The sequence below is a fragment of the Psychrobacter sp. 5A.1 genome (assembly GCF_030407455.1).
GTDB lineage: Bacteria > Pseudomonadota > Gammaproteobacteria > Pseudomonadales > Moraxellaceae > Psychrobacter.
The window spans coordinates 1-17499 of record NZ_JASDDJ010000021.1; the positions used below are offsets into that span (position 1 = coordinate 1).

The 17499-nt window shown below is 43.6% G+C and carries 15 protein-coding genes; 8 read left to right on the forward strand and 7 right to left on the reverse strand.

The window, feature by feature from the left end; translation table 11 throughout:
* Window positions 1-370 precede the first annotated feature (370 nt).
* Window positions 371-1657, reverse strand: a complete 1287-nt coding sequence (locus tag QL982_RS06430; RefSeq protein ID WP_290161903.1) for a saccharopine dehydrogenase NADP-binding domain-containing protein — start codon at window positions 1655-1657, stop codon at window positions 371-373.
* A gap of 685 nt (window positions 1658-2342) precedes the next feature.
* On the opposite strand from QL982_RS06430, the gene QL982_RS06435 reads away from it, so the two are divergent.
* On the forward strand, window positions 2343-2498 hold the full coding sequence (locus QL982_RS06435) for a DUF1328 domain-containing protein (protein ID WP_194363453.1): 156 nt from the start codon (window positions 2343-2345) through the stop codon (window positions 2496-2498).
* 98 nt (window positions 2499-2596) lie between these two features.
* Here QL982_RS06435 and QL982_RS06440 read toward each other — a convergent pair whose 3' ends face one another.
* Window positions 2597-2890 (reverse strand): 4a-hydroxytetrahydrobiopterin dehydratase, encoded by a 294-nt coding sequence (locus QL982_RS06440; protein WP_290161898.1) that lies wholly within the window; start codon window positions 2888-2890, stop codon window positions 2597-2599.
* Between the two features lie 121 nt (window positions 2891-3011).
* Window positions 3012-3320 (reverse strand): GNAT family N-acetyltransferase, encoded by a 309-nt coding sequence (locus tag QL982_RS06445; RefSeq protein WP_290161896.1) that lies wholly within the window; start codon window positions 3318-3320, stop codon window positions 3012-3014.
* A 943-nt stretch (window positions 3321-4263) separates the two neighbouring features.
* On the opposite strand from QL982_RS06445, the gene ettA reads away from it, so the two are divergent.
* Window positions 4264-5925, forward strand: a complete 1662-nt coding sequence (gene ettA / locus QL982_RS06450) for an energy-dependent translational throttle protein EttA (RefSeq protein ID WP_290161894.1) — start codon at window positions 4264-4266, stop codon at window positions 5923-5925.
* 96 nt (window positions 5926-6021) lie between these two features.
* Window positions 6022-6435, forward strand: a complete 414-nt coding sequence (locus tag QL982_RS06455) for a hypothetical protein (RefSeq protein ID WP_290161892.1) — start codon at window positions 6022-6024, stop codon at window positions 6433-6435.
* Between the two features lie 152 nt (window positions 6436-6587).
* Here the strand turns inward: QL982_RS06455 and plsB are convergent, their stop codons facing one another.
* Window positions 6588-9401 (reverse strand): glycerol-3-phosphate 1-O-acyltransferase PlsB, encoded by a 2814-nt coding sequence (plsB, locus tag QL982_RS06460; RefSeq protein WP_290161890.1) that lies wholly within the window; start codon window positions 9399-9401, stop codon window positions 6588-6590.
* 247 nt (window positions 9402-9648) lie between these two features.
* On the opposite strand from plsB, the gene ybaK reads away from it, so the two are divergent.
* The gene (gene ybaK, locus QL982_RS06465) at window positions 9649-10137 is read left to right on the forward strand and encodes a Cys-tRNA(Pro) deacylase (RefSeq protein ID WP_290161887.1); all 489 of its coding nucleotides are present in this window, start codon (window positions 9649-9651) and stop codon (window positions 10135-10137) included.
* A 102-nt stretch (window positions 10138-10239) separates the two neighbouring features.
* Window positions 10240-10614, forward strand: coding sequence for a 5-carboxymethyl-2-hydroxymuconate Delta-isomerase (locus QL982_RS06470; protein WP_290161885.1), 375 nt, complete (start codon window positions 10240-10242; stop codon window positions 10612-10614).
* Window positions 10615-10727: 113 nt separating this feature from the next.
* Here QL982_RS06470 and QL982_RS06475 read toward each other — a convergent pair whose 3' ends face one another.
* Window positions 10728-12548 (reverse strand): acyl-CoA dehydrogenase C-terminal domain-containing protein, encoded by a 1821-nt coding sequence (locus QL982_RS06475; RefSeq protein WP_290161884.1) that lies wholly within the window; start codon window positions 12546-12548, stop codon window positions 10728-10730.
* A 447-nt stretch (window positions 12549-12995) separates the two neighbouring features.
* On the opposite strand from QL982_RS06475, the gene QL982_RS06480 reads away from it, so the two are divergent.
* Complete coding sequence (locus QL982_RS06480; protein ID WP_290161883.1) at window positions 12996-14120, forward strand: FUSC family protein; 1125 nt, start codon at window positions 12996-12998, stop codon at window positions 14118-14120.
* Between the two features lie 29 nt (window positions 14121-14149).
* On the opposite strand, the gene aroE is transcribed toward QL982_RS06480, so the two are convergent.
* A complete protein-coding gene (gene aroE / locus QL982_RS06485; RefSeq protein WP_290161881.1) occupies window positions 14150-15019 on the reverse strand; it encodes a shikimate dehydrogenase in 870 nt (289 codons plus the stop codon).
* Between the two features lie 541 nt (window positions 15020-15560).
* Here aroE and QL982_RS06490 point away from each other — a divergent pair.
* Together QL982_RS06490 and QL982_RS06495 are read left to right on the forward strand one after the other, a co-directional pair.
* Window positions 15561-16232 carry a hypothetical protein gene (locus QL982_RS06490; RefSeq protein ID WP_290161879.1) on the forward strand — a complete coding sequence of 224 codons (672 nt, stop codon included), beginning with the start codon at window positions 15561-15563 and terminating at the stop codon, window positions 16230-16232.
* Window positions 16233-16235: 3 nt separating this feature from the next.
* The gene (locus tag QL982_RS06495; RefSeq protein ID WP_290161877.1) at window positions 16236-17249 is read left to right on the forward strand and encodes an aminotransferase class IV; all 1014 of its coding nucleotides are present in this window, start codon (window positions 16236-16238) and stop codon (window positions 17247-17249) included.
* 34 nt (window positions 17250-17283) lie between these two features.
* On the opposite strand, the gene QL982_RS06500 is transcribed toward QL982_RS06495, so the two are convergent.
* On the reverse strand, window positions 17284-17472 hold the full coding sequence (locus tag QL982_RS06500) for a DpnD/PcfM family protein (RefSeq protein WP_290161874.1): 189 nt from the start codon (window positions 17470-17472) through the stop codon (window positions 17284-17286).
* Between the last annotated feature and the right edge of the window lie 27 nt (window positions 17473-17499).

Consider the following 17499-nt stretch of genomic DNA (forward strand, 5'->3'; position numbering starts at 1 on the left):
TAACCTCAAATATATCATCTTGCTTCGGCTGTCACCCCTCCTTTAATTCCTCAGCATACTTTTTGATACACCACCAAATAATTTATAAGCGTTATCAAGTAAATGCTTATTTGAAAGCTACTCTACTCAATGACTGTTTATAATTTTTCCCGATACTATCTATCGAAATGTAGTAACAATAGGAGATGAATAGTGAATAGCATAAAGTATTAAATAATCAGAAAACAGAAACATTGTTCACCAAAAAACTACGTTACTTTTGCCCATTAATCTCGATTAAAAAATTGCTGAAAATAAATCATAAAAAAACCGTATCTCAATGATGAGATACGGTCGTAAAAACATTAAGTCTTTGTCATCATTCGATAGACTAACTGTCCATCACTTCAAAGCTAAGACCAGAATGCGCTTCTAAACGTGTTATTAGTTTATCGCCCATCGCTGAAGCAGGTGTCCAAAACCCTCCGCCAACGTCTTCTTTATTGATATCTTGCGCTAGACATAATGCTGCCTGCGAAATCATACGAGATGTACTGCCATAACCAGGATCTCTATCTCCTGTTACTTTGATGATGATAGTGTCATTTTTTGCCGTTTGTCCAAAGTGACGAATATCAAAGTAGCCGTTTTCTTGCTCATCCTTAGAGGGGCCTGAACCGGCTTTTGGTAAGACGTGTTTGGCCAGTAACTCACGACTTGGTTTAATCATCATTGCAGTGGCAAAGCCCAATAAGCCTGCGCTCATAGCATAGCTAGACAGTTTTCCTTTGGTACCATCTTTCATCCACATTGCTTCGTCATACTTAAAGTCGCGGCCGTATTCATAGCTGAGCAATTGGTTGGTGCGATGGACGATACGCGTATTGATGGTCGCCATGACAAAAGGTGCTAGCCAGCGCTTATGATTGCTGTCGTATTCTGGTTTTTTGACATTGTCTTGACGTACGTTTGGTGCATCAGCGTCATCATTTAACAAGTAAGGATTGGCCACTTGCTTGCGGCGTGATTTGTCCTCGCCAGCTTCTTCAAAGATAGACGCCATTGACGCAATTGTGCCGCCTGAAATGCCACCTTTCGCTGCTTTTACACGCATATGAATCACATTGCACGTTTCACCAAACTGCTCTTCTGCCTTGGCTTGAGTAAAGTACACACCCAAATCTGAAGGAATCGAGTCAAAACCACAAGAGTTGACGATACGGGCGCCACTTTGTTTGGCGGTGTCTTGGTATTTGTCCATCATGTCTTTGATGAAAATCGCCTCACCAGTCAAATCAACATAATCAGTACCATTTTCCGCACAGGATTTAATCAATGGCTCACCGTATTTGAGATAAGGACCAACGGTTGAGATGATGACTTGCGTTTGCTTGGTCATCTCATCAAGGCTTGCGGCATCATTACTGTTGGCAATAATAATATCTACCTTGCTCCCAAGTTTGGACTGTAGCTTATTCAGTTTTTCCTCATCACGACCTGCAATCGCCCATGTCACAGTAGAGCCATCTTTGTTTTTATTATTCGTCAAAAAATTGGTCAAATAGTGAGCAGTGATTTGTCCAACAAAGCTTGTCGCACCATACAGAACCACTGCATAAGGGCGTTTTTCTTCACTGTTTTTTTGTATAGGGTTTTCGATGTCCGTGTTGGTATCCATACGTATTATCCTTAATAGGTTTGATAATGAGGTGATATTCAACTATAAACCAAGTTGTTTGAATAGGTTAGGGGTTTGTGAAGTCGCTACAGTTTATAGTTTGATGTCTATATCACATGCATTCTATTCTAATGCTGAACTGGTATAAATTTTTCTGGCTTGCTGTACCTGTGCAGACAGAGGCTACAAAAAGTTGATGCCAGTCCCGCGGTATCGTTTTTATACTAAACTCACTATATTAGGGCGTGTCTTCAATTCACTCGATAGTCATCTAAATGGGCTAAAAATGGCTAAATCTTGCCAAACATCGTCAAATAGCGCAGATAATATCCCGATATTATCTGCGCTATTTTTCTTGCTTGACGGCAATTTATCTCATTTTTATCACCATTTTTGAAAGGAAGACACGCCCTAGAAGAATGACGATAAGTAAGAGAACGCAAAATCCAAAAATATACTTCCATATTGAAACTATCATCTATTAAAGAAAAAGAGGTATAAGACACTAATACTTACTACAGAATTTACATAACCTACCGATATCATTACTAAAATGAACGTTTTTTAGAAATGAACATTGCTAATCTATAGGCGTAAATAGGGATAACTGGCATCAGAAAAAAATAAGTTAAATTAATGCCATATAAATTCTAATATTTTTTTATAATTATTTGAGGAGAGGATTATGTTTCGTTGGGCTATTATTTTTGCAGTGGTCGCATTGCTAGCGAGTTTCTTAGGGTTTGGCGGTGTTGCTGGACTGTCTGCTAATTTGGCATACATTTTCTTAGCAGTCGCTGTTATCTTATTTATCGTCGCATTCGTCAGTCGTAAGATGTAAACACAGATTTTTCAGATAAAAAAGACCCTCAATTGAGGGTCTTTTTTTGTCTGTCTCACCGAAGAGGCCTCGGTCATACAGCAGTCATTATAAATATCCTATAAGCGTTTGGGCTGAATGATGTATTCCATGCGTTTAGCCAGACGGATGTCGTGGCTAGTGATACCGCCTGTATCATCAGTGGTAAGACGTACTTCTACTATATTGTACGTGTTGCGCCATTCAGGATGATGCTCGAGCGCTTCTGCATAAAATGCCGCTTGATTCATAAAGCTCATGGCTTCGATAAAATCACTAAAGTGATACGTTTTCACAATAGCATTGCCATCACGCTGCCAGCCAGCCAGCTCTTCTAGCTGCAAATCTACTTGTTCGTCAGATAAACTACTCATATTAATAACCTTTATTGTTATGTTAAATTGGTTTATTAAAAGTGGTGCTTGGATATGTCTCCTATGCTAAATAAATATTCAAACACTTCGTCTTATTAAGGCTTTAACGGATCACAGTCAGCTAAATTAAATCTTGATACTCAGGGTGTCGGCTGATGTATGACGCGACAAATGAGCATTGTGGCACCACTTTTTTGCCTTGCTCACGTGCATAGTTCAATGCATGTTTGACTAACGCTGAACCAACCCCACGTCCACCTAGCTGCTGCGGCACGATCGTGTGATCGTAGACCAGTTTTTCACCACTTTCTTGATAGCTAATATAACCCGTCTGACTGTCGATAGATGTCTCGAATCGTTTGGTTTTTTTATCGTGGATGATGTCTAATTCTTTTACCGTATTGTCTTTTACAGCGTTTTGGTTACTCATAGATATTCTCCATTATTAGCTATTATTAGGGTCTGTTGAACATTCAAATATTAGGGCTGCTGATTGCTAAAATTGCACCAAATTAGGCGCAAGCCGACGATAATGTCGAGACCTTAACTAGGATTTCAACAACGTTTGGGGTGATTTTAGCATCAGCCTTTTAGGGCAGTACTATTTTCTGCCAATATATGGCGAAATTGTTTAACCTAGAATGACTAGGCGTCAAAAATTTCACTGCATATTGTCTAAAAAATAGTGACGGCCAGCACCACATTTGAATGTTCAACAGACCCTAATGATTGAATGGTATTTTATTTTTCTAGTTGTTAGGGCGTGTCCTCAATTCAAACGAGTGTCCTCTAAATGGGCTAAAAACAGCTAAATTTTGCCAAACATCGTCAAATAGTTGGTCAATATCTCGATATTATCTGCGCTATTTTCCTCGTTTGACGGCAATTTATCTCATTTTTATCGCCATTTTTAAAATGAGGACACGCCCTAGTGTTTAAAATAATTAGCGGAATAAAAGGAATGTTCAACACGCCCTAAATAAACGACGTCGCTGATTCGCTATTTATCTATTATGAAGGCATTGCTGTTATATTTATAGTCCTTTACCGTAATAGGTAATGAGGCAAACGTTAATATAGTGAGCCTATAGTCTGCCCGCGATAAAACCGCTACGGCGTCAGACTCGCTCTGTCTACTATCAGTATTACTTTCATCCAAACAGCCCATTTATCCTGCAATCGCCCCGCTATTTCACCTTTTAATCCAACGCGTTAGGTTAAAAGGTGCTAAAGCCATCTACCAGCTTGCAGGGTATGCGCCACAATGCGATAATGGCTTATAATTTGTAACCCTGATTTTGAGGTACAGCACGCTTGGCATCGTTGCGAAGTATGAGTTGCTTGCCTCTTCTATGCAGTCTATCGGAGTGTTAATGGCTCAATATATCTACACGATGAACAACGTGTCAAAACTTGTTCCACCTAAGCGTGAAATATTAAAAAATATCAATCTGTCGTTTTTCCCAGGCGCCAAAATTGGTGTTTTGGGTATCAATGGTTCAGGTAAATCAACCTTGCTACGTATCATGGCAGGCGTTGATACTGAGTTTAGTGGTGAAGCACGCGCGCAAGCGGGCACCAAAGTGGGCTATTTGCCACAGGAGCCACAGCTTGACGACAGCAAAGATGTCCGTGGTAATGTCGAAGACGGTATGCGCGAAGCCTTAGATGCACTAGCCCGTCTAGATGCTATCTATGCTGAATACGCTGAGCCTGATGCTGATTTTGATAAGCTTGCTGAAGAGCAAGGCAAAATGGAAGACATCATCCAAGCGTGGGATGCTCATAACTTAAACAATCAGCTAGAAAAAGCGGCCGATGCGCTACGTCTGCCACCATGGGATGCGGATGTTAGCAAACTGTCTGGTGGTGAAAAACGCCGTGTGGCACTATGCCGTCTGCTATTGTCACGCCCTGATATGCTATTACTTGACGAACCGACCAACCATTTGGACGCCGAGTCTGTCGCATGGCTAGAGCAATTCTTGCAGAACTACAGCGGTACTATCGTTGCCATTACCCATGATCGCTATTTCTTGGATAATGTCGCTCAGTGGATCTTGGAGCTTGACCGTGGCCATGGCTATCCGTATGAAGGTAACTATACCGAGTGGTTAGAGCAAAAGAACACGCGTCTAGAGCAGCAGAACAAGCAAGAAGAATCGTTTGCTAAAGCGCTGAAAAAAGAGCTTGAGTGGATTCGTAAAAATCAAAAAGGCCAACAAGCCAAGTCTAAATCTCGTGTACAGCGTTTTGAAGAGTTGAACTCAACAGAGTTCCAACAGCGTAATGAGACGGCTGAAATTTATATTCCACCTGGTCCACGTTTGGGTAACAAGGTTATTGAGATTAATGACATCTCTAAATCATTTGGCGATCGTTTGCTTTATGAAAACCTAAGTTTTAACGTACCAGCTGGTGCGATCGTTGGTATCATCGGTCCAAATGGTGCGGGTAAAACCACGCTATTTAATATGATTACCGAGCGTGATACGCCAGATACGGGTTCAGTTGACTTGGGTGAAAGTGTCAAAGTTGCCTATGTCGGTCAGGTACGTGATCACTTGGATGATAGCAAAACCGTTTGGGAAGAAGTATCTGACGGCCTTGATATCATCACCGTTGGCGATTACACCACGCCAAGTCGTGCTTATATCGGCCGCTTTAACTTTAAAGGCTCAGATCAGCAAAAACGCGTTGGTCAGCTATCAGGTGGTGAGCGTAACCGTCTGCAACTGGCGAAGACGCTAAAGCAAGGCGCAAACGTACTATTACTCGATGAACCATCAAACGATTTGGATATCGAAACCTTACGTGCACTAGAGGATGCGATTCAAGTATTCCCAGGTACAGTAATGGTCGTATCGCATGATCGCTGGTTCCTTGATCGTATCGCTACCCATATCTTGGCATTCGAAGAAGAAGGCCCAGTTTGGTTCGACGGTAACTACTCTGAGTTTGAGACTTATCGCAAAAAGACAATGGGTGATGATGCCAGTCCTAAGCGTGCGAAGTATAAGAAGATTACGAACTAGAGTGAATTCAATAAAAAACCATAGATAGTCCATTATGGTTGCACAAAAAAGGCATAACTTAGGTTATGCCTTTTTTCATTGTTTAAGAGATAAGTTATGGAAAAAACACTCGAAACACTAAGATTGTTGTCTATATTTGCAACGATAGTGTTACCTATTGTGATGGTCTATAAACATCAGTTTTCAAAAAAATCTCGTCTGGCTTCTTGGCAAATATTTTTTATTGGCATAGTTGTGGTTTGGTTGTTGGTTCAAATAGGTGTTTATTTTACCGATGCTTATCTACAAGCCAAGCTTGATGTTTTTGATTTAGATGGCAATGGTTTCTTTACGTCGGATGAAAGAAGTGAGGCACAGCATCAGGCTATGATGAGAGTGACGTCAGACACAGGTAGGGCATTTGCTCCTATTACTGGTGCCATATTTGCCTTTGGCTACATGTCGATACTTATCATATTTTTTAAGCTGGTAGGTTTTTTCACAAAAAAAGAGCCGAGCTCAAAAGCCTGACTCTTTTATGATAATCGCTAAACCCATTTACAATGCTTAACTGTTGCAGTTACAGCAAAAAAGAAGTGGCAAACAAAAAAGGGACTGAATGCAGTCCCTTACTATTATTAAAACTTCTATTTGATGAATGAGCTTTATCTTGTCATCAAAATCTAACGCTTACGCCCAAATTTACGCTGTTTTTTATTATTGATTTCAGTCATGGCGTGAGTGATTTCTTCTTCATCTAAACTGGCAACTTGCTGCAAAATTTGCATCATATCAGGCGTCAGCACGTATTTAGCATGATGAGCGATGTCATTGATACGATGGTCAAAAGTGAGTATGCCTGTTTCGCTATCTTTTTGTAGGTAGTCAAGACGGGTCAGGGCGCTAATGAAGCTGGTGAATAAGGCGCGATCAAAGAAGTCAGGAATGTCGTCTGCATATAGTACAGACAAGCGCTGGCCAAGTAGATGACACAGATCAACGACTTCATTTTCGGTCAAATTGCCAGACCCTTGCTGAGCAAGTAGGGCAAGCGTCATAAAGTAACGCTCTAAGCTCTGTCCAACGGGAGTTGCTAGCACTTGTAGCTGTTGATAGCATTTGCTGTTAGATTCAGGCACGCTGAGTATGCCATCGCTCAGCTCAACAATCAGCCCGTGAGACAGCAGGCTATCGACTTTTTTGTTGAGGGTATCGGCTAAGCCGTGTGCGGGATAGTATAAGAATAACTCAGTCTGTAAGAACGGATATAATTGCTTGGCAATACTGTCCAAACGACTGCGTTCAATACGGCCATTACGCGCGACCAATGCTGATAGGAAAGACAGTAGAATAAAGACATGCAAGATATTATTGCGGAAATAGCTGAGCAATGCTGCCTGCTTACCTGCAATCTGAATGATATCGCCCAAGATATGCGGCGTACGCTCAATAAGTTTGAGCTTGATGCCATAATCAATGATTTGCTGCGGTGTCATATCCGTGATAACGGTATCATCTGAGTAGACCAGCTGCTGAGCAAGACCTTGGTACAGAGCGATTTGCTCACGGCAGATGTTTTCATCCAACGCCGCTTTCGGTGCTGATAGCAAAACCAATGACAGCAGTGACACAGGTGTGACCACGGCTGCTTTATTGATATGTTGCATGATTTTCACACCGATGTTGTCGACCATGGCGCTGGTTTTATCATCAAGTGGTGTGTCCGTACGGTCGGAAGGTAAGCTGTCTGCTGGCACATCAAACTTTTTCATAAATTCGGTGAGATGCAGCGGCGTACCAAAGCTCAAGTGTACATTACCGAAGATACGCTCGATTTTACGGCCAACTTTGAGCAGTCCGATTAAAGACTCCGACTCTTTTGGCTTGCCTTTTAGCTCACCAACATACGTGCCGCCTTCCATAATACGCTCATAACCAATATAAGTCGGAATGAACACCACAGGCTTATTGGTTTTACGCAATTGACTGTGTACCGTCATCGCCAGCATGCCCATTTTTGGTGGTAGCAGGCGACCTGAGCGTGAACGACCCCCTTCGATAAAGTATTCAATCGGGGTATTCCGCGTGATAAGGGTATGCATATATTCGCGCAGTACGGCAGTATAAAGCGCGTTACCACGGAAGCTGCGACGAATATAAAAAGCGACAGCACCGCGTAATAGTGGACCTAATACCGGCACATCTAAGTTATCACCCGCAGCGATATAAGGAATACTCAAACCGCGTTTGTAAATAACATACGACAGTAATAGATAGTCGACGTGGCTACGATGGCACGGCACATAGATGATTTCGTAGTCGGTTGCTAGCTCTCGTACTCGCTCAAAATGGTGTACTTCTACGCCATCATACAACTGCGTCCACAACCATGTTAAAAAGCGGTCGAATACTCGAATAATAGGATAAGAGTAGTCGTTGACCATCTCATTGGCATAGCCTTTTGCTACGCTTCGGGCCTCACGGGTAGTCGTGCCTTGTCCAGCAGCTTCTGCCTCTATTGCATGCTTGATCGCTGGCGAGTACACCAGTTTGTCTACCAAATTGCGTCTGTCTGACAAATCAGGGCCAAGCATGCTGGCGCGCTGCTTGTCTAAATAAATCGACAATTTCTGCTGTAACATACGAATCAGTTCACGATTGCTATCGGCAGTCGCTACCAACGCGTAACTTGGTGCGTTGTCAGTGTCTTTCACATCACTGTTATCGTCTACGTGGCTATCTTTTGCAGGATTTTCTTCTATAGAAGCACTCTTTATAGAGGTCTCTTTGACAGAGCTATCTTGTAAATCAGTGGCTAGAGATTCAAAAATAGAAGGCCCTTCTACATCGCCCTTGAGGCTATTATCGATAATGGTACGCAAATCTTGTGGTGGGTGGAACTGTACAAAAGTATCGCGGCCCATCACCCCAATATTAAATAACTGCTTAGTGATGCTAGGATCTTGCCAGTTGTCAGCGGTTAATAGCTTAAATAGCGAATCTTCCTTTTCAGGCGCGCGTCCCCACAGAATCGATACTGGTACTAGGCGTACCTTTAGCTCTGGATACTGCAAAACAGCCGAAACCAAGCGTGACAGGCGCGGTGACAATTGACTGTCTTTGGCATGTGGATGGTTCAAAAAGATGATGGCCGCTTTTTCTTTAATATTGTGAGCGGTATCTTGAACCCCAACCAATGCTGGTGGCAAATTGTGCTCTTGCGTCTGCAAGTCAATCAAAATACTGTTGGAGCGTGAGTAATCCTGTAACACATAAAATCTTAGTGTCTGATCATCTTGGTCAAATTCAGGCAATTCACCCAATAGCTTAGGTTTGACAGCGACGTCGAGCAGCTGCCCCGACATCTTACGATACAGCTGATTGATCGGTGCATTAGAGTAAGGCTTGGCAGCGATTGCATTGACGTCAGTTTCAGCAGTGCTATTAGTCACGACTGGCGCTTTAAAAATCCGTTTTTTTAGGAACTTCGGTATCATAATCAGTATCAGAAATAGTCAAATATGTTGCGCTTATGATGCCATAAAAGCCATCAAAGCGATATATAGTGTCTGTATATACTGCCAATATTAATACGGTTTGGTGACGCTATAGAGAGTGACAGATGATATAAAACGTTCAAACAATTGAAAGTTAACAGGTTTAGCGTAATAATATATTGGCATCACAGACGACTAATGAATGTAGCATTCACTTCTCAACTTCATTTTATTAAGCCAAAATCTTATGACTCCAGCTATCGATCTTGCCAAAAAGTGCGGTCTCGATTACCGATTGCACGAATATACTCATGACAGTCAGGCAGCCTCGTTTGGCTTAGAAGCTGCAGAAAAGCTCGGCGTGACTGTGACCCAAGTGTTCAAAACCTTGGTCGTATCGACTGATACAGGTGTGCTCGCTGTAGCGATATTACCAGTAGACAAAACGCTCAATTTTAAAAAAATGGCCAAAGCCTTATCCTCTAATAAGCTGCTATCCTGCAAAAAAGTGCAAATGGCTGACCCCAAACAAGTAGAGCGTAGCACGGGCTATGTGCTGGGCGGTGTCAGTCCATTGGGTCAAAAAAAGCGACTAAAAACCGTGATAGATAGCACAGCTCAAGACCAGTCCACTGTCTATGTGAGTGGTGGTCGCCGTGGTCTAGAGATTGAACTGCCGCCTGTACAATTGGCCACAGCGCTCGATGCTTGCTTTAGTGATATTACAGATGACTAAAAAGTACTGTCACTGATATCAAATAAGTTTGTCTTTTTGAAGGTTCAACAGACCCTAATCGTTTAAATCCTATTTTCACTCATATTTTATAAAGGTATATTTATGCCACATTTAACCATTCAAGTGACCCCTAATGTCAGTATTGCTCACGAAGAGTCATTGCTCAAATCGCTAAACCAAGTATTATGGGATAGCGGTCAGTTCAAGCAGCCTGCTGATATCAAAGCACGTATTGTGCCGATTGAGACGTTTTTGGTAGGGGTGGAAGATGATGAACAGGCGTATGGCTTTATTTACGCCCATCTAAAGCTCATGAGCGGTCGTGATATGGCCGTTCGGAACCAGCTGGCTGAGCTATTGATCGCTACCATTGAAGAGAAAATAGGTGCAGAGCAGTCAGGGCGTGCGGCATTACAGATATGCGTCGAAGTCGAAGAAATCAGTGCGGTCTATCATAAAAAGATGCTCGGTAGTTAGGAATTGGCTATTGGTGAATGGCTTTTAGTTCGAGAGTACAGTTTTCCGTCAGCCACAAAAAAGCGCCTAAAGGATAGGCGCTTTTTCATGAATCATCTCTTAACTTTTTAACCTTAGTCTAGGAACGCGAAGTTATCGATGTCCATTGACGTCATGCTTTCGCTTGGTGCAACCATCGCTTCGGCGTGACCTGAGGTACGTGGTAATAGCTTATCAAAGTAGAATTCAGCCGTTTGAATTTTTGCTTTGTAGAATTCTGGTGATTCAGTACCGCCATTCTCAAGCTTGTCATACGCCACTGCCGCCATACGCGCCCAATGATAACCCATCATGATATAGCCTGAGTACATCAAGAAATCGTCTGATGCGGCAGAGATGATTTCACGATCTTTACGTGCCATTAGCATCAAACGTACGGTCAGTGTGTTCCACTCGGCACATAGTTTGGTGAGTGCCCAAACGAATTTGCGCATGTCTTTGTCAAGCGCATACTCGCCACACCATTTCATGATGCTTGACGTGTAATCGCGGATGATTTTGCCTTTAGATTGCAAGATTACTTTACGACCTAATAAATCCAATGCTTGAATGCCAGTCGTACCTTCGTACATGGTGGCGATACGAGCATCACGAGCGATGAGTTCCATGCCCCATTCTTTGATATAGCCATGACCGCCATAGATTTGCTGACCATGTTTGGCCGCTTCAATACCTAGCTCAGTCAAGAAGCCTTTTAGGATTGGCGTGTAGAATCCGAGCTTATCATCCCATTTTTCAAACTCTTCATCATTACCATTGGCGATGCCTTGTGACATTTTGTCAGCATAGCGGGCTGAGTGATAAATCATCGAGCGACCCCCTTCAGCAAAGGCTTTTTGGGTCAACAGCATACGCCGTACGTCAGCATGATTGATGATGGCGTCGGCGACTTTTTCAGGCTCTTTAGTCCCTGATAGCGTACGCATAGAACGACGATCTTTTGCATACGGAAGCGCGTTTTGGAATGACAGTTCGGTGTGTGCCAACCCTTGGATACCAGTACCGATACGAGCGGTGTTCATAAAGGTGAACATGGCTTTAAGCCCTTTATGCGGTTCGCCGATTAGGTAGCCGACTGCATCATCAAAGTTCAGTACACAAGTTGCTGATGAGTTGATGCCCATTTTGTGCTCAATCGAACCACAAGTCACGCCATTGCGTTCGCCAAGGTCACCTTCCGCATTTGGCAAGAATTTTGGTACGATAAACAATGAGATACCGCGCGTGCCTTCTGGGGCGTTTGGCAGGCGAGCCAACACGATATGCACGATGTTTTCAGTTAAGTCATGCTCACCGCTTGAGATAAAGATTTTGGTACCGCTCAGTTTATAAGAGCCGTCATCTTGAGGAATGGCTTTTGATTTAACTTGACCCAAATCCGTACCACATTGTGGCTCAGTCAAACACATGGTGCCGGCCCAAGAGCCTTCGACCAATTTATGTAGATAGGTTTCTTTTTGCTCATCTGTACCATATTGCAAAATCGTATTGATACAGCCGGTTGATAGACCAGGATACATTGCCCAAGGCCAGTTGGCCGTACCGATGATTTCCGCTTTAATCAGGTTGATGGACATAGGCAGGTTCATACCACCAAACTTCTCAGGGTACGAAATACCTTGCCAGCCGCCTTCGACAAACTGATCGTAAGCTTCTTTAAAACCTTTAGGCGTGGTCACTTCGCCGTTATCAAAATGACAGCCTTCTGCATCCGCTGGCTGATAGAGGGGGGCAAGGACGTTTTCGGCAAAATCTGCCATGCCTTGCAAGATCATATCAATCGTTTCAGAATCGGCGTTTTCGCCATTATCCAAGTCTTTATAATGGGTTTGAAAGTCAAAAACGTCATTTATCAAAAACTTGATATCACGCAAAGGTGCTTTGTAAGTTAACATAGTGGCTCTCTTTATTTATTCGCTATCATAAGTGGTTGGCTCAATATTTGAGCCGCGATTTACGTAAACGGTTGTTTAATTATTTTAGCTCACATCGCTGATTATAGGCAGGGTTTAGGGCATGCGTTAGCAAAGGTAGACCATGTCACTGGTCGTCGTTCAAATGTATCAAAACAGCTCATCCATTTTGATTACCGTTAAGGTGTCCCTGATAAAAAACAGCTGTTGTGGCATTAATGTCAGTATAAATCTTCTATAGCGACAAATATATAACTAATAACTAATATTCATTGTTTTTATGTAAAATAAAAACATTAAGTTATGACTTTGTATGACAGTTTTACCAATATTTGTTATTGAGTGTGTGTTTATTTAACTGTCTATTACACATAGCATCGAAATAGAAAAATGTCATTCAGCACCTTTATGACATAAGGAAAACCCATTATGAGCGCATTGAAGCATGAGGAAAAGCGAGCATCATGGCTGCCAGCGTTGTTTGCTCGTATAAAGATTTTGTTGACTGGTGAATTGGATCATTTGCTGACGATCAATCGCAGTCAGCGACCATGGCACATGCCGATCATTGCGGCGATTGCCATTAGTTTTCCGGTATTTGTTGGGGCTTATTTTGATACGCTATCCTCAGGTATCAAAGCCTCATTGGGCGCGATGATTATTTTAAACTTGCCATTGGCAGGCACGTTGCCTTATCGGTTGGTGACCGTCATGGCTTGGGGGTTTGCGATGGTGCTCAGCTTTTCCTTGGGGCTCATCGCTCAGCAAGTGCCATGGATCAGATTACCAGTATTCGCGCTAATTGCTTTTTGTGTTGTGATATTGGGTCGTTATTATCGGCAGCCGCCACCAGCAGGGCTGTTTGTGATGATGGCAGGAGCGATAGCGTTATTCATACCAGTACCGCTCGCACAAGTGCTGTCTGCGACTGGGCTTGTGATGCTGGGTAGCGGGTTTTCGATGTTGTTAGCGCTGCTGTATACGCTGTTTTTATTAGTGACGCGTCCCGTTGTTCCTGCCCCTGTCTATCGCTATGAGTCAGATACCATTGGCGATAGCTTGATTGTGGCGGGTTTTGTCAGCGTGGCACTGGCCATCGCGGTGTTGCTTGAGATGCCTTATCCCTACTGGGCGGCGATGAGCTGTTTTATTATTATCCAAGGCATGCAGCTGCGGACGATGTGGATTAAGCAGTTGCATCGAATACTAGGGACAGTCGTTGGGATGGCGGTCGCTGGTTGGATGCTGTCATGGGGTCTGTCGATATGGGGCGTGGCGGTTTCTATACTATTAATGATGCTGTTGATTGAGTCGCTGGTCGATAGGCATTATGGCATGGCAGTCATCTTTATCACGCCCTTGACTATATTCATTGCAGAGTATGGCAGCATGACGGTCGTACCGCCCGTTGCCGATGCGATCATACGAGCCCGCATGCTTGATACAGCACTCGGCTGTGCGGTCGGATTGTGCGGCGGACTGGCCATGCATTCGGAGAGAGTGCGTGTCCCGCTGCGCCGTTTAGAAAACTGGCTGCTGTCACGTTTTAGTTAGAAAGACAGCAGTTTACCAGCCGCTGTCTTTTATTCATGAGCCTTGTTGAGTGCTTTTGTCGCTTGTGCTACATCGACAGTATGTCCAGTCCAGCGCTCAAAGCTCAAAGCCGCTTGTCCGATAAGCATGCCATAACCATCAGATGTCTGTGCGCCACGAGTGGCAAAATGCTGCAAAAATGGTAGCGGACGACCATACATCATGTCATAAGCGTAATCGCCGTTTAGGTCGCCATCCAGTGGCAAAGTATCGTCTGATAGCCCGACAGAGGTGGCATTGATAATAATATCAAACTGTCCTGTTAATTGACTGGTCGCGCAGGTTTCGATGCTATGTTTATCGATCGTTTCGCTGGCGGCGCGAAGCTCATCTACTAGATCCGCAGCCTTACTCACTGTACGATTGGCAATAGTCAGCGCCCCGATACCTGCTTCAATCAGCGGTAATATCACACCACGCGCCGCGCCTCCTGCTCCGATAAGCGCCACACGAGCACCTGCCAACGGCCAGCCCATACTTATGATGTGATTGACGAGCCCTTGACCATCGGTATTATCGCCGTATATGGCCTCCATGATGGGCACGCCACTTTCTAATAGTGACTTATCTAGCAATAACGTATTGACCGCACCTGCTGTTTTTGCGTGTTCTGATAGTCCACCACTCGCCGCGCAACAGTCATAGGCGGCTTGTTTAAAGGGAGCCGTTACGTTTGCACCCACACCCCTAACACTACAAAAAAACATCTCAACAATAGCCATAAAACTGGCATCGTCATCAGGGCAGTACTGGCGTTGGTAACTAATATCGATATCCGCTTGCACAGCAAACTGCTCATGAATCTCAGGAGATTTACTGTGGGCAATGGGATTGCCAATAACAATGTAATGTTGGGTCATAAATAGTCCGCTGGCTGTAGGAAATAAGCATTATCAGAAAATTAATAGGTAAGACCCAGTCATCATAAGGGATAATGCTATGATTGACAAACCAAGTGTTATCGTCAATCCACTACAAAAAAATGACAGCGTTGCCCTCGTATGAACCATGGCCTATGCATAAGAACTCGGCTGCCTGAACCTTTTTTTGAATTAAACCAACCATCTTCAAGACGCTTTCTATTAAAGGAAATATTAAAAGGGTTGTCAAAGCCGCTGTCAAAAAGGCTGTCTTAGCAGGATATATCTTTAACAAATCTGTACTCTCTAGGAGTGCTCCGCGTAACGTAAAAGGTAGTCAAGCGCTGAGCAGTTGGGTAAACTATAAAGTACGGAAACCTATATCAATATGCTGTAATGACTGCTAGATTATAATGTTTATTAGGGCGTATGGCGCATTCAAAAATACGTGCTTTATTAAAAACTATTCGTTATCGGCGGCGTTTCTGCCAGCTCGTTAGTACTATTTCGAGATCAATCTAAAAGTGTGAGTAAATTATCCATGTGGAATCCTAACCTACAGACCCTGCTAGTCGGTACGATAATGGCAGTTGGTGTATCGCTCAGTGGCTGTGATAGCACCAAAGACAATGCTCAAAATCCAGATGAAAACGCTGAAACCAGTGAGCAAGCAGTGAAGGATGCACCAGCGCAGGATAGCGCGGAAAACAATCCTGATCTGGAGGGCGCAACGGCTCAGCAAGCCACACCAGTGAGATATGCTGTCGCGGAGTGGGGCACTGGCAAGGTGGAATCACTCAGTGTGGATGAGCTGGATAATATAAAATCGGTGTTTGGCGAAGTGATGAGTACGGACGAAAACAGCTTAGACTATGCCAGTAATCCAGCGGCGAAATATCGCTTTATGAAAACGGATGCGCCTTATTTAGACGTGATTGATTCCGAAAAATACCTTGAGCTTGGTTGGTATTATGCCAATCCTACCGACACAGATAAAGAAAAAGAGCTGAGCCAGAATCATGCCAAAAAAGCCTATCAGCTATCGCGTCAATTGATGGGTGATGACGGCGGTAAAATAGTCGCTGACATGCTAAACAGTCAGATTATCAAAAATAGAATGGTTGGTGGACAAAAAATAGAACTGGCAAAATGTGAGTTTTATAGCTGCATGTTGGTCATTAATAAAGCCGCCGCTCAAACAGACAATAGCTAAATCATGATCGCGATGACGGCAGTGCCGAACCGTTGGGTACGTCTGTATCCACAAGACACTATGGCAAATACCGATGCCGTGACGGTGTCTCCGGACAATCGGGGACTGGCCTATGCTGATGGTTTTTTTACCACCATGGGTGTCATCGATGGGTTGATACTGTGGTCGGATTATCATTATCAGCGGCTCGTGTCTCATGCCGCCGCCTTGCAGCTGAATATAGACAGCGAATCACTATTAGTCATATTGCCACTGTATGCCCAGCAGTTAGAACAAGGTATGCTCAAGCTCGTGGTGACCCGCGCTGCACAAGAGGTGCGTGGTTATGGCTATACGCCAGTGGCAGGTGGAAGTGACTGCGAGGTATGGCTAAAGGCTACGGCAATGAGAGTCTCTACGGGTCTGCAATTGTCTCTGCCTGATGGAAACTTAGTACCCATACAGCCCAATGCCTCTGCAATATGTTTGTCTTCTCAGATTGCCTGTTTGCCGCCACCGCTGGCAGGACTCAAGAGCCTCAGCCGCTTAGACAATGTCCTCGCTAGTGGTGAGCTACAACGCATAAAGATTGAACCATTGGCCTCTGGCATCGCGTCAATACTCAGTGAAGGGCTGTTACGTGATATGAGTGGGCAGTGGGTCGAAGGTACGATGAGCAATGTGTTCTATCAATTAGCAGAAGCCCCATTGTCAAAATCTGAAACCATATCTAGCGCTCATAAAGGTAATGACCAAAAAAATAACGGTTATGAAAATCGTGACTGCGAAGAGGGTGAAAGCTATCTAACCACTGGCCAATGGTACACACCTTCTATGGCTCAATCGGGCGTTGCTGGTGTCATGCGGCAGGTGATTCTCGATGCTCTATCAAGTACGGAATATCCAGTCGTGATAAGACCGTTAACAGATGAGGATCTACCCAAGCTAACGCAGATTTTCTTTTGCAATGCATTACGTGGCATCATGCCAATGAGCCGTTTGACGTTGCTGTCAGGTGAGGTTGTGGGATTTAAATAACACTCACTTATAAGCCAAATAAAATAATCTATTCCTATCCAACAATATTAAATTTAGTGTCGATAAAATCATCTGGATATAAAACAACTTCTTCATTTCGATACATCTCTTGCGCTTTTATCGATGCATCTTGCTTATCTTCAGCAACCACTTCCACGATATTACTCAGCGTTTCAACAATTTCTATTTGAAATTTTTGCGCTGTTTTCTTATCTTTTTTCATCGTATTCACTTTCATTTCTCACAAATA

What these genes read in the sequence shown, in the direction of transcription:
- QL982_RS06455 (WP_290161892.1), top strand. Translation starts at nt 6,022, where the DNA reads ATGGAAAAAACACTCGAAACACTAAGATTGTTGTCTATATTTGCAACG.
- ybaK (WP_290161887.1), top strand. Translation starts at nt 9,649, where the DNA reads ATGACTCCAGCTATCGATCTTGCCAAAAAGTGCGGTCTCGATTACCGA.
- QL982_RS06440 (WP_290161898.1), bottom strand. Translation starts at nt 2,890, where the DNA reads ATGAGTAGTTTATCTGACGAACAAGTAGATTTGCAGCTAGAAGAGCTG.
- QL982_RS06490 (WP_290161879.1), top strand. Translation starts at nt 15,561, where the DNA reads ATGTGGAATCCTAACCTACAGACCCTGCTAGTCGGTACGATAATGGCA.
- plsB (WP_290161890.1), bottom strand. Translation starts at nt 9,401, where the DNA reads ATGATACCGAAGTTCCTAAAAAAACGGATTTTTAAAGCGCCAGTCGTG.
- aroE (WP_290161881.1), bottom strand. Translation starts at nt 15,019, where the DNA reads ATGACCCAACATTACATTGTTATTGGCAATCCCATTGCCCACAGTAAA.
- QL982_RS06435 (WP_194363453.1), top strand. Translation starts at nt 2,343, where the DNA reads ATGTTTCGTTGGGCTATTATTTTTGCAGTGGTCGCATTGCTAGCGAGT.
- QL982_RS06430 (WP_290161903.1), bottom strand. Translation starts at nt 1,657, where the DNA reads ATGGATACCAACACGGACATCGAAAACCCTATACAAAAAAACAGTGAA.
- QL982_RS06500 (WP_290161874.1), bottom strand. Translation starts at nt 17,472, where the DNA reads ATGAAAAAAGATAAGAAAACAGCGCAAAAATTTCAAATAGAAATTGTT.
- QL982_RS06480 (WP_290161883.1), top strand. Translation starts at nt 12,996, where the DNA reads ATGAGCGCATTGAAGCATGAGGAAAAGCGAGCATCATGGCTGCCAGCG.
- QL982_RS06470 (WP_290161885.1), top strand. Translation starts at nt 10,240, where the DNA reads ATGCCACATTTAACCATTCAAGTGACCCCTAATGTCAGTATTGCTCAC.
- QL982_RS06445 (WP_290161896.1), bottom strand. Translation starts at nt 3,320, where the DNA reads ATGAGTAACCAAAACGCTGTAAAAGACAATACGGTAAAAGAATTAGAC.
- QL982_RS06475 (WP_290161884.1), bottom strand. Translation starts at nt 12,548, where the DNA reads ATGTTAACTTACAAAGCACCTTTGCGTGATATCAAGTTTTTGATAAAT.
- ettA (WP_290161894.1), top strand. Translation starts at nt 4,264, where the DNA reads ATGGCTCAATATATCTACACGATGAACAACGTGTCAAAACTTGTTCCA.
- QL982_RS06495 (WP_290161877.1), top strand. Translation starts at nt 16,236, where the DNA reads ATGATCGCGATGACGGCAGTGCCGAACCGTTGGGTACGTCTGTATCCA.